The organism is Collinsella sp. AF11-11 (genome assembly GCF_003465485.1).
GTDB lineage: Bacteria > Actinomycetota > Coriobacteriia > Coriobacteriales > Coriobacteriaceae > Collinsella.
This window is the reverse complement of record NZ_QSAS01000001.1, coordinates 58245-70800: the sequence shown is the minus strand read 5'-3', so window position 1 is coordinate 70800 and position 12556 is coordinate 58245. Positions and strand designations below refer to the sequence as shown.

Annotated in this window: 10 protein-coding genes; 8 read left to right on the top strand and 2 right to left on the bottom strand. The window is 61.4% G+C overall.

All coding sequences use genetic code 11. The features are described 5' to 3' along the window. Positions 1-27: 27 nt before the first annotated feature. Positions 28-1446 (bottom strand): citrate synthase, encoded by a 1419-nt coding sequence (locus tag DWV58_RS00285; RefSeq protein ID WP_117757069.1) that lies wholly within the window; start codon positions 1444-1446, stop codon positions 28-30. Between the two features lie 77 nt (positions 1447-1523). After that, entirely contained in the window at positions 1524-1811 is a 288-nt protein-coding gene (locus tag DWV58_RS00280; RefSeq protein ID WP_006235289.1) for an ACT domain-containing protein, read from the bottom strand. 306 nt (positions 1812-2117) lie between these two features. Between DWV58_RS00280 and rpmE the strand changes: the two genes are divergently transcribed. From rpmE to ftsX, 8 genes are all read left to right on the top strand, one after another. Further along, on the top strand, positions 2118-2543 hold the full coding sequence (rpmE, locus tag DWV58_RS00275) for a 50S ribosomal protein L31 (protein WP_006235303.1): 426 nt from the start codon (positions 2118-2120) through the stop codon (positions 2541-2543). Between the two features lie 341 nt (positions 2544-2884). Next, positions 2885-5692, top strand: a complete 2808-nt coding sequence (secA, locus tag DWV58_RS00270) for a preprotein translocase subunit SecA (protein WP_117775822.1) — start codon at positions 2885-2887, stop codon at positions 5690-5692. After that, positions 5692-6840 carry a peptide chain release factor 2 gene (gene prfB, locus DWV58_RS00265; protein WP_117775821.1) on the top strand — a complete coding sequence of 383 codons (1149 nt, stop codon included), beginning with the start codon at positions 5692-5694 and terminating at the stop codon, positions 6838-6840. Before secA ends, prfB begins: the two co-directional genes overlap by 1 nt. 167 nt (positions 6841-7007) lie before the next feature. Continuing rightward, positions 7008-7898: a YitT family protein gene (locus DWV58_RS00260; RefSeq protein ID WP_117775820.1), complete on the top strand. Its 891-nt coding sequence runs from the start codon at positions 7008-7010 to the stop codon at positions 7896-7898. Between the two features lie 207 nt (positions 7899-8105). Further along, positions 8106-8936: a transketolase gene (locus DWV58_RS00255; RefSeq protein WP_055285663.1), complete on the top strand. Its 831-nt coding sequence runs from the start codon at positions 8106-8108 to the stop codon at positions 8934-8936. A gap of 1 nt (position 8937) precedes the next feature. Then, entirely contained in the window at positions 8938-9879 is a 942-nt protein-coding gene (locus tag DWV58_RS00250) for a transketolase family protein (protein WP_117775819.1), read from the top strand. A 450-nt stretch (positions 9880-10329) separates the two neighbouring features. Beyond that, the gene (gene ftsE, locus DWV58_RS00245) at positions 10330-11550 is read left to right on the top strand and encodes a cell division ATP-binding protein FtsE (protein WP_117775818.1); all 1221 of its coding nucleotides are present in this window, start codon (positions 10330-10332) and stop codon (positions 11548-11550) included. Further along, complete coding sequence (gene ftsX / locus DWV58_RS00240) at positions 11537-12457, top strand: permease-like cell division protein FtsX (RefSeq protein ID WP_089572231.1); 921 nt, start codon at positions 11537-11539, stop codon at positions 12455-12457. The genes ftsE and ftsX overlap by 14 nt, the downstream gene beginning before the upstream one ends. The last annotated feature ends 99 nt before the right edge of the window (positions 12458-12556 follow it).

Genomic DNA, 12556 nt, shown 5'->3' with positions numbered 1-12556 from the left:
CGCTCGAGTTCTATAACGGTCCGCGTCCTAGCGGTCGGCGAGCGGCTTGTACTCCAGCGGCTCGATCACCGGACGATAGGCGGGGCGGATGATACGGTGCGCGCAGAAGAGCTCTTCCATACGGTGTGCCGACCAGCCGGCCATGCGGGCGACGGCGAATAGCGGCGTAAAGAGCGTTTCGGGCACGCCGAGCATCTTGTAGATAAAGCCCGTGTACAGGTCGATGTTGGCGCAGATGGGCTTGGTCATGCCGTGGTCGCGCATGACCTGGGGTGCCAGGCGCTCGATGCGCTCGATGAGCGCGAACTCATCGCCCAGGTTCTTCTTGGCGGCAAGTGTGCGCGCGTAACGACGGCAGACCTCGGCGCGCGGGTCGCTGAGCGTATAGACGGCGTGGCCCATGCCGTAGATGAGGCCCGTGCCGTCGAAGGCCTGCTTGTCGAGGATCTTGCCCAGGTAGGCCGCGACCTCGTCCTCGTCCTCCCAGTTGGAGACATGCGCGCGGATGTCCTCGTGCATAGACACGACCTTGGCATTGGCACCACCGTGGCGCGGGCCCTTGAGCGAGCCGATAGCCGCGGCGTAGGCGGAATACGGGTCGGTGGCCGAAGACGACAGCACGCGGCAAGCGAAGGTGGAGTTGTTGCCGCCGCCGTGCTCGGCATGCAGCATGAGCATAACGTCGAGCAGCATCGCCTCATCGCGGGTGAACGCCATGCCGCCGCGCAGGACCTGTAGGATGGTCTCGGCGGTGGAGAGACCGGGCGTGGGGTGCGGCACGTGAACCTCGGAGCCGCGAAGCTTGGCGACCGAGGCCATGTGTGCGAAGGCGGCGATGCGCGGGAGACGTGCGAGCATGGAAATGGCGACGTCGATTTCGTGCTCGGGCGTGATCACGTCTGGTTCGGCATCGAAGGCGTAGAGCAGCAGTACGGCGCGCTGGAGCACGTTCATGATGCTCGACGATACCGTGGTCATAGGGAACTCTTTAACGTACTCGTCGCTCAGATGTCTAAAGGCGCCCAGGCGCTCGCAAAAGCCGTCGAGCTCTTCCTTGTTGGGCAGCGAACCCGTGATAAGCAGATAGGCGACTTCCTCGTAGCCGTAGCGATTCTCGGCCTGGGCATTGTTGACCAGATCCTCGATGCTGTAGCCGCGAAGCGTGAGCTTGCCCTGATCGGGCACGACCTTTCCGTCGACCTTGTTGTAGCCGTGCACATCCGAGATACGAGTGAGGCCCGCGACCACGCCCGAGCCGTCGGCATTGCGCAGGCCGCGCTTGACATTGTGCTCTTCGAACAAGCCCTCGTCATAAGGGTCGGTCGGCAGGCCGTGGTAGAGGCTTTCGCTCTCAGACGAAATCTGGCGGCTTGCTTCGTAATCCAGAACCAGTCGGCTCAAGTGGTCATCGAAGCGGTAATAGATTTTCTTGGCGTCGTAGGCCATGTGCGCTCCTCTCCGGTCCGCTTTGGGGCCGCGCGCTTGGACGATATGACGTCAAGCTGCCCCGAGCGGCTTGTTCGCTACAGGCGGTACATAAAGTTAAAGACGTCCTCGCGCTGGATGGACACGTTGACGCCCGAAAGCTCGCCGGCCTCGGCCAGGGCCTTCTGCAGCTCGGCGAAGTCGAGCTTGGACTCGGCGGTGTCGGCCAGCATGGTCATGGTGAAGATGTCCTCGATAATGGACTGCGTGATGTCGCGGATGTCGACGTTGGCCTCGCCCAGAACGCGGGTGACGCCGGCGACGATGCCGGGGCGGTTCTTGCCAAGGACGGTGATGACGATACGGGAGGACGAGATCTCGGCCATGGGAAACCCTTTCGCGTGGTTGCGGCGCGCGTGGGGCGCTCCGCTACGGTACAGTGTTCATCATTGTACCTGTCTGGCGCCAAAAGGGGTGTGCTTACTGCGGCGTTACACGTCTGCAACATGGGAGAAGGGACAACAGGGTGCGTGTCCGCTGCGGTTGGCCACGCCGTGTTGCACAAAGACCGTGAACCTTTTGTGGGACGCGCGGCGCTGTGGTACCATAGCCGAGTTTGTTGTCTTGGTCGGAAACCAAGACGCCTTATGCGCTGATCGGTAACCAGCGCCTGACCAATAAGGAGTCCTACCATGAAGCAGGGTATCCATCCCCAGTATGTCGAGTGCACGGTGACGTGCTCCTGCGGCAACACCTTCAAGACGCACGCTACCGTGTCCGAGATGAAGGTCGAGCTTTGCAACGAGTGCCACCCGTTCTACACCGGCCAGCAGAAGTTCGTCGACACCGGTGGACGCGTCCAGCGCTTCGCCGACAAGTTCGGTGGCGCCGCTGCCGCTCAGCTCAAGAAGGCCGAGGAGGCCAAGGCTGCCAAGGCCGCCAAGGCTGCTGAGGCCGAGGCTGCTCGCAAGGCCGCCGCTGAGGCCAAGGCTGCCGAGAAGGCTAAGCGTGCTGCTAAGTTTGCCGAGGAGGCTGCCAAGCAGGCCGCCGAGGCTCCCGCAGAGGCTCCCGTCGAGGAGGCCGCTGCCGAGGCCGAGACCACCGAGGCTGCTGAGTAAATAGCTCGCCGCGGAATCGCTCGCATTCATGGCATAAGGACCGTGCATCCGTTTGGGTGCGCGGCCCTTTTCTTTTTATTGGTGCAAGCCAACCTGTCCCCATTGCACCAGATTGGTGCGAAGGGGACAGGTTTGCTTGCACCAAATGGCAGAGAGACGGCGTTTGCTCAGATAAAACCTGCCAAAATAAACCTGTTCCATTGCGGCAGGTTGGTCATAGTTATTACGTGGCGGTCGAGGTCGACCGTATAGGCCGCGCCTTGTTTGGCTAAAGTACAATCATCTGTGTTTAACTCGCCCGCAGCTGCACGGCGTGGGCGATGGCCAAAAAGGAAAACCACATGGGATTCATGTCAAAGCTGCTGTCCTTTGGATCCGATAAGGACCTTAAGCGCTACTACAAGATCGTCGACCAGATCAACGGTCTTGAGCCCCAGTTTGAGAAGATGACCGAGGAGGAACTCCGCGGCCAGACCGATAAGTTCCGTGAGCGTTACGCCAACGGTGAGTCGCTCGACGACATGCTCCCCGAGGCCTTTGCCACCGTGCGCGAGGCTTCCAAGCGCACCATGGGTATGCGCCACTTTGACGTGCAGCTCATTGGCGCCATGGCACTGCACGAGGGCCACATCGCCGAGATGAAGACTGGCGAAGGCAAGACCCTCGTCTCCACGTTGGCCGGCTATCTCAACGCTATTGCCGGCAAGGGCGTGCACGTCGTTACTGTCAATGATTACCTTGCCAAGCGCGACTCCGAGTGGATGGGCCGCATCTACAAGTACCTGGGCATGACCGTCGGTCTGCTCCAGAACAACATGCCGCTCGAGCTCAAGCGCCCGGCCTACCAGGCCGACGTCACCTACGGCACCAACTCCGAGTTCGGCTTTGATTACCTGCGCGACAACATGGTTACCCGTCCCGAGCAGCGCGTGCAGCGCGGCCACAACTACGCCATCGTCGACGAGGTTGACTCCATCCTGATCGATGAGGCTCGCACCCCGCTGATCATCTCGGGCGCTGGCACCAAGTCCGCCAGTACCTACAAGGACTTTGCGCGTGCCGTGCGTGGCCTTGAGCGCGGCGAGGACGTGTCGCACGACATGCTTACCGCCACCGAGGACGTTGAACCCACGGGCGACTACGTCATGGACGAGGCCAAGCACACCATCGCTGCCACCGAGCGCGGTCTTAAGAAGATCGAGCGCCGCCTGGGTATCGATGACATCTATGCCGATCTCTCCGGCCAGCTGGTCAACCACCTGCAGCAGGCGCTGAAGGCCCAGTACATGTTCCACCGCGACAAGCAGTATGTGGTCACCAACGGCGAGGTCAAGATCGTCGACGAGTTCACCGGCCGCATTATGGAAGGCCGCCGCTATTCTGAGGGCCTGCACCAGGCCATCGAGGCCAAAGAGGGCGTGCTCGTACGCGAGGAGAACCAGACCCTGGCCACCATCACCCTGCAGAACTACTTCCGTCTGTATGACAAGCTCTCCGGCATGACCGGCACGGCACTTACCGAGGATGCCGAGTTCCGCGAGATCTACAAGCTGCCCGTCGAGGTCATCCCCTCCAACAAGCCCGTGCAGCGCGTGGACCACGAGGACCTGGTGTACCGCACCATTCAGGCCAAGTACAACGCCGTCGCCGACGATGTGGAGCGTCGCCACGCCAAGGGACAGCCGGTCCTGGTGGGCACCGTCTCCATCGAGAGCTCCGAGAAGCTGTCCGCCGCCCTTACCAAGCGTGGCATCGCGCACGAGGTCCTCAACGCCAAGCACCATGAACGCGAGGCCCATATCGTGGCCCAGGCTGGTCGCTATGGCGCCGTGACCATCGCCACCAACATGGCCGGTCGTGGTACCGACATCCTGCTGGGCGGCAACCCCGACGAGTTGGTGCGCGAGCGCCTGGAGTACGAGGGCCTGACCATGGAGGACGTGACGCCCGAGCAGCTCGAGCAGTTTAACGCCGAGGCCAAGGAGACCTGCAAGGCCGAGCGCGAGCGCGTGCTTGCCGCCGGCGGCCTGACCGTTATCGGCACCGAGCGCCACGAGTCCCGTCGTATCGACAACCAGCTGCGCGGCCGCTCCGGCCGTCAGGGCGATCCGGGCGAGACCCAGTTCTACCTGTCGCTCGAGGACGACCTCATGCGCCTGTTCGGTGGCGACAAGATGGACCGCGTCTCCAAGATGATGGTCACGGCCGACATGGGCGACGATATGCCCATCCAGCACAAGATCATCTCCAAGGCCGTCGAGAGCGCCCAGCACAAGGTCGAGAGCATCAACTTCTCCATGCGTAAGAGCGTCCTTGAGTACGACGACGTCATGAACAAGCAGCGCCAGGTCATCTACGCCGAGCGCAATAAGATTCTGGACGGCAAGGACCTGACCGACCACATCACCGAGGTCATGCACGACACCGTGTACCGCTGCGTGCAGGAGTTCTGCACCAAGGACAGTCACGATGGCGAGCGCGACCTGGAGGGCCTGCGCAAGTGGGTTGTGGAGCTCACCGGCCACATCGATACGCCGAAGTTCCCCGACGAGGATTATGAGGCCCTGGCTGCCGATGTCCTGGCTTACGTAGAGAAGTGCTACAACATGAAGGCCGAGCGCTTGGGCGAGGACCTGATGCGCGAGCTCAACACCCAGGTCATGCTGCGCGTCATCGATACCCGCTGGATGAACTACCTGCAGGAGATGGACTACCTCAAGACCGGCATCGGCCTGCGCGGCTTTGGCCAGCGCGACCCGCTGGTCGAGTACAAGACCGAGGCCTACGGCGCGTTCCAGATACTCGTCGATACCATGTATGAGGATTACCTGCGCACGGTTCTGCGCATCGAGATCAAGGCTGCCCCGCGTGCCGTGGAGCACAAGGAGGAGCCCGCGCTCGAGGGCGCGCGCTTCTCCGGTCCTGCCGAGGTCGATGGTGACAACGGCGACTCGGTGCTGCGCAAGCAGGCGCAGGTGCAGGCCCGCACGGCTGTCCAAGGCGGACCGGCTGCCGTCAACAACGGTGGCAAGGTGACCACCTATCGCAAGTCCGAGAGCGACGATCCGTACGTCAACGTGGGCCGCAACGACCCGTGCCCCTGCGGTAGCGGCAAGAAGTTTAAGTACTGCCACGGCAGGAATCGTTAATGGCTGAGTCTTTAGAGGTGACGCCCGCCGAGCTGGACGCGTTCGCGGACCGGCTCGGCGAGGTCGAGTCGTATCTCCATTTGGACGAAAAGCGCACGCGCGTGACCGAGCTCGAGGCTAAAAGCGTGGCCCCCGGCTTTTGGGATGACGCCGACGCTGCCCGTGCCACTATGGAGGAGATCGCGCGCACCAAGGAAGATATCGCTGCCGTGGACACCGCGCGCGGCGAGCTTTCCGATGCCCGCGCCGCGCTGGAGCTTGCCGAGGAGATGGGGGATGACCCCGACGCCGTCGCCCTTCGCGAGGAGGCTACAGCCACGGCTGAGCGCCTGGCCCGTGCCATCGATGAGCTTGAGCTTTCGAGCTGGTTTACCGGTGAGTTCGATCACGGCGATGCCATTGTGACCATCAAGCCCGGACAGGGTGGTCTGGAGGCCCAGGACTGGACCTTCATGCTCTTTAAGATGTACATGAAGTACTGCCAGCGTCGCGGCTGGAAGGTCACCATCAACGACTGTCCCGCGGCCGAGGTCATCGGCATCGACCGCGCGACCTTTACCGTCGAGGGCAAGGACGCATTTGGCATGCTGCGCGCCGAGGCCGGCGTCCATCGCTTGGTTCGCATTAGCCCCACCGACGACAAGAAGCGCCGCCAGACCACGTTTGCCGGCGTCGAGGTCATCCCCGTGCTACCCGATGATATCGACATCGAAATCAGTCCCGATGACATCCGAGTGGACGTGTACCACGCGAGCGGCCCGGGCGGTCAGGGCGTCAACACCACCGACTCCGCCGTGCGCGTGACGCATTTTCCCAGCGGCATTGTGGTCACCTGCCAAAACGAGCGCAGCCAGATCCAGAACAAGGCCGCGTGCATGCAGATCCTCAAGGCTCGCCTGTACGAGATTGAGCTCGAGAAGCGCGCCGAGGCGCTCGATGAGATTCGCGGACCCAAGACCACGATTGGTTTTGGCAACCAGATTCGTAGCTACGTGCTCTACCCGTACCAGATGGTCAAGGATCTGCGCTCGGGCGTGGAGACCAGCAATGTCGAGGCTGTTCTTGACGATGGCGACCTGGACCCGTTTGTTATTGGCTACCATCGCTGGGCCACTGGCAACGCCGATGCGGAGACCCCGTCTGCTTAAACCGCTCGGTTTATGTGGAAATGGATTAAAACCCTCCCAGCAGGGTGGTTTTGTATCCAGAGCAAACCCTGCGCAGGGGTGGTTTTTGCCCGGCGAATCGGTAGAATCGAATACAAGAAGAAGTTCAAAGCGCATCCGATGGGGTGCGCTTTTTTGAGGGAGGCAGCATGGCATATCGTCTGGACATCAAGCGCATTCTTTCGATGAACTTTTTTCACGACCTGCCCCAGATTATGTTGGGGTGCGCTCTGGCCGCTATTGCGACCGACCTGTTTTTGATTCCCAACGGCCTTGCTGCCGGTGGCGTTACGGGCCTTGCCACCATTATCCAGGCGGTCGGTGCGTCGCGCGGCCTATCGCTTCCCGTTGGTATTCAGACGATCGTGATGAACGCCTTGCTGTTGCTGGTCGTTATGCGCGAGGGCGGCATGTTCTGCGTGGTGCAGACCGCGACGGGCTTTGTGCTGCTGGGCTTCTTCACCGATCTGTTCGCCCCGTTTGTAGCACCTCTGGCGGATGCGGACCTGATGCTTCCCGCTATGTGGGGCGGCATTATTACGGGCATCGGTTACGGCATGGTGTTGCGCGCCGGCGCCAACACCGGCGGCTCGGACACGATTGGCCAAATCATCTCGCGTAACACCTCGCTGCCGGTAGGTTCGACCGTCATGGCAATCGACGTTGCCGTGTGCGCGCTGTCGGCTCCGGTCTTTTCAGTCGAAAACGCACTATATGCAGGCCTTTCGATGGTCATTAGCGGCTACGTGATCGATGCCGTGGTCGATGGTGGCAACAAGCGCCGTATGGTACTCATCATCTCGGACAAGTTTCCTGATATCGCTGCCGATATCATGTATGGCCTGGGTCGTGGTTGTACCAAGTTTAAGGCGACTGGCATGTATTCGGGTGCCGAGAAGCCGGTGATTATGGTCATCGTGAGCCGTCGAGAGCTCAATACCCTCAAGACGATTGTGCGCGAGCGCGATCCTCACGCCATTGTGACGGTCGCTGACGTTACGGAAGCCTTCGGCGAGGGATTCAAGGACATTAGCGCGTAGGGCCGACCGCGTCCCATCCAAAAGACGTTCACATTGATAAACCGTTTCATCAGCGGTTCTGCCTGCTAAATTGTTCAAATAATGATAAAAACTCTGGTAAAGCCATCAGTTTCCAGCATAATGAATGACGTACGTGCATTGCGGCTGTGTTGGGATTACCTTCGGTGCCGTGCGCATCTTGTCTAAAGAGGATGAAAGGAAGGCACAATGAGCGACGAAGAGCTCAAAAAGGTTGCCAACGAGGTAAGGAAGGGCATCGTCACCGGCGTGCACGCTGCCAAGTCCGGCCATCCGGGCGGTTCGCTCGGCGCTGCCGACATCATGACCTATCTGTACTTTGAGGAAATGAACGTCGACCCGGCCGACCCCCGCAAGGCCGACCGCGATCGCTTCGTGCTTTCCAAGGGTCACTGCGCGCCTGGTCTGTACGCCGTGCTCGCCGAGCGCGGATTCTTCCCCAAGGAGGATCTCGAGACGCTGCGCCACATCGGCAGCCACCTGCAGGGCCATCCCAACATGAACGACACCCCGGGCGTCGACATGTCCACCGGCTCGCTCGGCCAGGGCATCTCCGCCGCCGTGGGCATGGCCGTTGCCGCCAAGCACTGGGGCGACGACTATCGCACCTACGCCCTGCTGGGCGACGGCGAGAGCGAGGAGGGCCAGGTCTGGGAGGCCGCCATGTTTGCCGGCAACCAGCAGCTCGACAACCTTTGCGTGATCGTCGACCACAACGGCCTGCAGATCGACGGTCCTGTCGAGGAGGTCAACGACCCCATGCCGCTCGCCGACAAGTTCCGCGCCTTCAAGTTCCATGTGGTGGAGCTCGCCGACGGCAACGACTTTGACCAGATCCGCGCCGCCTTTGCCGAGGCCCGCGCTACCAAAGGCCAGCCGACCGCCATTATCGCCGAGACCATGAAGGGCAAGGGCGTTTCCTTTATGGAGAACCAGGTAGGTTGGCACGGTAAGGCCCCCAACGATGAACAGTTTGAGCAGGCCATGGCAGAGCTCACGGCCGCCGGAGAGGAGCTCTAGGATGGCAGACGTCAAGAAAATCGCCACGCGCGTAAGCTACGGCGAGGCCCTCGTCGAGCTCGCCAACGAGCACGATGACTTTGTGGTCCTCGATGCCGACCTGGCCGCCGCCACGCAGACCGGCAAGTTCAAGGCCGCCTGCCCCGATCGTTTCTTCGATGTGGGCATTGCCGAGAGCAACCTGATGGGCGTCGCCGCCGGTATCGCAACCACCGGCCGCGTCGCCTTCGCGAGCACCTTTGCCATGTTCGCTGCCGGTCGCGCCTTTGAGCAGGTCCGCAACTCCATCGGCTATCCGCACCTTAACGTTAAGATCGGTGCCACGCACGCCGGTATCTCGGTGGGCGAGGATGGCGCCACGCACCAGTGCTGCGAGGATATCGCCCTGATGCGTGTCATCCCCGGCATGACCGTGATCGTTCCCGCCGACGACATCGAGGCCCGTGCCGTGACGCGCGCCGCCTACGAGTGCGACGGCCCCGTGTACATGCGCTTCGCCCGTCTGGCCTCGCCGGTTATCAACGACCCCGAGACCTACAAGTTCGAGGTGGGCAAGGGCATCGTCATGCGCGAGGGCACCGACGTCACCATCATCGCCTGCGGCCTGATGGTCGGCGAGGCTCTCGAAGCCGCCGAGCAGCTCGCCGCCGAGGGCATCGACGCCGAGGTCATTAACATGCACACCATCAAGCCCATCGATGCCGACCTGATCGTCAAGAGCGCCACCAAGACCGGCCACGTCGTGACCGTCGAGGAGCACTCCGTGATCGGTGGCTTGGGCAGCGCCGTCGCCGACGTTCTGTGTGAGCAGTGCCCGACGCCGCTCAAGAAGATTGGCGTCAACGACACCTTCGGCGAGTCCGGCCCGGGTGCCGAGCTCCTGCACAAGTACGGCCTGGACGCCGCCAACATCGTGGCGACCACCAAGGAGTTCTTGGCATAAGGCAAGACGAGGCAAAGTATCGCGTCGACAACCGCAAACAAGCCAGAACAGGGGCGTCCTCAAAGAGGGCGCCCCTGTTTATGCTGAATTTAAATTAGAGTCCTGCCAAGCAAAGTTCCCATGGGGAAACGAGCCCATCCCAGCAAAGTGCAATTCAGACCCTTCCAATTTTGTATGCGCAGCATCTCAAGTTGGTGCGTCGGCCCCATAGTAGCCGCAGGCCGGGCGCAGGGTTACCTCCCAAATCTTTCCGCAGCGCAGGCCGGCGTTTGTCCGCAGCTCCGCAGGAGCAGGACAAATGCCGGCCATGCGCGAGGACGATTTGGGAGGTAACCCTGCGCCCGGCCGGTGAGACCCAAACCCCGCCATGCTTCTTATGTGCAGCAAAGCTAATGCTGCTAAAATACAAAGCGCTCATGTAGTTTAAACGCACGACGATAAGGAGCACCAGTGGGTAACCACTTCCGTACCTCCGGTGCGGGCGATGATGCCCCCAAGACGCAGACAGGCGTCCAGGGCAGTCGTTTCGCCACTCCGGATTCAGAGGGCCAGCCTGTTGCTCAGGCCCCCACTCAGCCGGCAGATCAGGCACAGCCGGCATCCGATCCCTTTGCCTACAATCCCACCAGCGATGTCGCGCTTTCCGGCACGGCGGGTTTTGAGCCCGTTCAGGCTGTGACCGCTCGCGTGGAGCAGCCTCAGGCTGGCGCCGCCGCGCCGCAGCCTAGCATGGCCGGCATTCCCGACCCCATGGCTCCTGCGACACCGGCTCCTCAGCCTGCGCAGTCCGGCCTCTTTGCCGCTATTCCCGATCCCACGCAGCCTGCTGCCCCGGTGGTCGAGAGCGATCAGGCAGCCGAGGTCGCAAGCCTCGATAACGCGCTCAACAACCCCGATTTTACGTCGGTGTTTGCGCCCATCGATCCGCAGGCCAGCCGCAAGAAGATGGCCAAGCAGGCCGGTGTCGAGCCCGTCATCCTTATGGAGCATGTCACCAAGATCTATCCGGCACAGCCCAACAAGCCTGCACTCGACGACATCAACATCGAGATCTATCCGGGCGAGTTCGTCTTCCTGGTCGGTCATTCCGGCTCGGGTAAGACCACGCTGCTGTCGACGCTCAACCGCGACGTCAAGCCGACGAGCGGCCGCATCTTGGTTGCCGGTCAGGACCTCATGAAGATCAAGAACCGCAAGGTTCCGTTCCTGCGCCGCCAGATTGGCGCCGTGTTCCAGGACTTTAAGCTTCTGCCGCAAAAGACCGCCTACGAAAACGTGGCGTTTGCCCTGCAGTGCATCGGCAAGCCCAAGGGCGTCATTCGCAGCCAGGTGCCGGAGGTGCTGCGTCTGGTCGGTCTGGCCGATCAGATGGATTCGCTGCCCGACCAGCTTTCCGGTGGCGAGCAGCAGCGCGTCGCCGTCGCCCGCGCTATGGTCAACCGTCCGCCGCTGCTGATCTGCGACGAGCCCACGGGCAACCTCGACCCGGCGATCTCGCTGGGCATCATGAAGCTGCTCGAGCGTATTAACCGCACCGGCACCACCGTGATCGTCGCCACGCACGACCGCGAGATGGTCGATAGCATGCACCGTCGCGTGATCGCCCTCGAGGGCGGCCACGTTATCCGCGACCAGGAGAGGGGAGGTTACGGCAACTATGGCACCAACTAACGTGGGCTACTCCTTCAAAGAGGCAATCAGTCACTTCTTCCGTAACTGGACTACCTCGCTCGGCGCCGTCATCACGATCTTCCTTTCGCTGTTTATCATCGGCCTGTTCATCATGGGCTCCGCGATGCTGAACTCCGTGATCGGCACCGTCGAGGATCAGGTTGTCATCAACGCGTTCATTAGCGATGACGCCGATCAGGCCGATGTTCAGGCTTTTGAGGCCGAGCTTAAGACGTGGAATAACGTCAAGTCCGTGACCTATAAGGACAAGGACGACGCGCTGGCCGAGTATACGAGCAAGATGTCGGGCAACGCCGACGCCACCATGAGCGCGCTCGATGGCCAGAACCCGCTGCCGGCTTCGTTTGCAATTGAGATGGACGATCCGTCCAAGGTCGAGAGCACGGCCCAGAAGCTCAAGAAGAACGCCGACTTCCAGAAGATCGCGGATGACGGCGACGTCAACGCGAGCGTGCTGTACGGCCAAGAGGAAGTGAGCCGCCTGTTCCAGGTGACCAACTACATCCGCATCGCCGCCGTGGTGCTCGTTGGCCTTTTGACCTTTATCGCATTCATCTTCATCAACAATACGATTCGCCTGTCCATCACGGCGCGTCGTCGTGAGATTGCGATTATGCGTCTGGTCGGCGCCAGCAACGGCTTCATTCGCGGCCCGTTTATCACCGAGGGCGTACTGCAGGCCATTTTGGGCTCGCTGCTTTCCATCGGCGTTCTGGAGCTGCTGCGCAATCTGATGATTCCGCGTTTGCAGGAGAGCATCGGCTGGATGTCGTTTGCCCTGCCGATGCAGTACTACCTGGTGACCTATGCTGCGCTGATTCTGGTCGGTGTGATTATCGGTCTCTTTGGTTCTGCCATAGCCATGCGCCGCTACCTGCGCGTGTAGGCATGCCTGGAATTCATCCCTTCCAACGGGTCGTCTCTTATGGGGCGGCCCGTTTTTTGATCTCTAGGGGACGGCAGGAAAGCGAATCATTTGGGTAGA

What these genes read in the sequence shown, in the direction of transcription:
- DWV58_RS00285 (WP_117757069.1), bottom strand. Translation starts at nt 1,446, where the DNA reads ATGGCCTACGACGCCAAGAAAATCTATTACCGCTTCGATGACCACTTG.
- DWV58_RS00280 (WP_006235289.1), bottom strand. Translation starts at nt 1,811, where the DNA reads ATGGCCGAGATCTCGTCCTCCCGTATCGTCATCACCGTCCTTGGCAAG.
- rpmE (WP_006235303.1), top strand. Translation starts at nt 2,118, where the DNA reads ATGAAGCAGGGTATCCATCCCCAGTATGTCGAGTGCACGGTGACGTGC.
- secA (WP_117775822.1), top strand. Translation starts at nt 2,885, where the DNA reads ATGGGATTCATGTCAAAGCTGCTGTCCTTTGGATCCGATAAGGACCTT.
- prfB (WP_117775821.1), top strand. Translation starts at nt 5,692, where the DNA reads ATGGCTGAGTCTTTAGAGGTGACGCCCGCCGAGCTGGACGCGTTCGCG.
- DWV58_RS00260 (WP_117775820.1), top strand. Translation starts at nt 7,008, where the DNA reads ATGGCATATCGTCTGGACATCAAGCGCATTCTTTCGATGAACTTTTTT.
- DWV58_RS00255 (WP_055285663.1), top strand. Translation starts at nt 8,106, where the DNA reads ATGAGCGACGAAGAGCTCAAAAAGGTTGCCAACGAGGTAAGGAAGGGC.
- DWV58_RS00250 (WP_117775819.1), top strand. Translation starts at nt 8,938, where the DNA reads ATGGCAGACGTCAAGAAAATCGCCACGCGCGTAAGCTACGGCGAGGCC.
- ftsX (WP_089572231.1), top strand. Translation starts at nt 11,537, where the DNA reads ATGGCACCAACTAACGTGGGCTACTCCTTCAAAGAGGCAATCAGTCAC.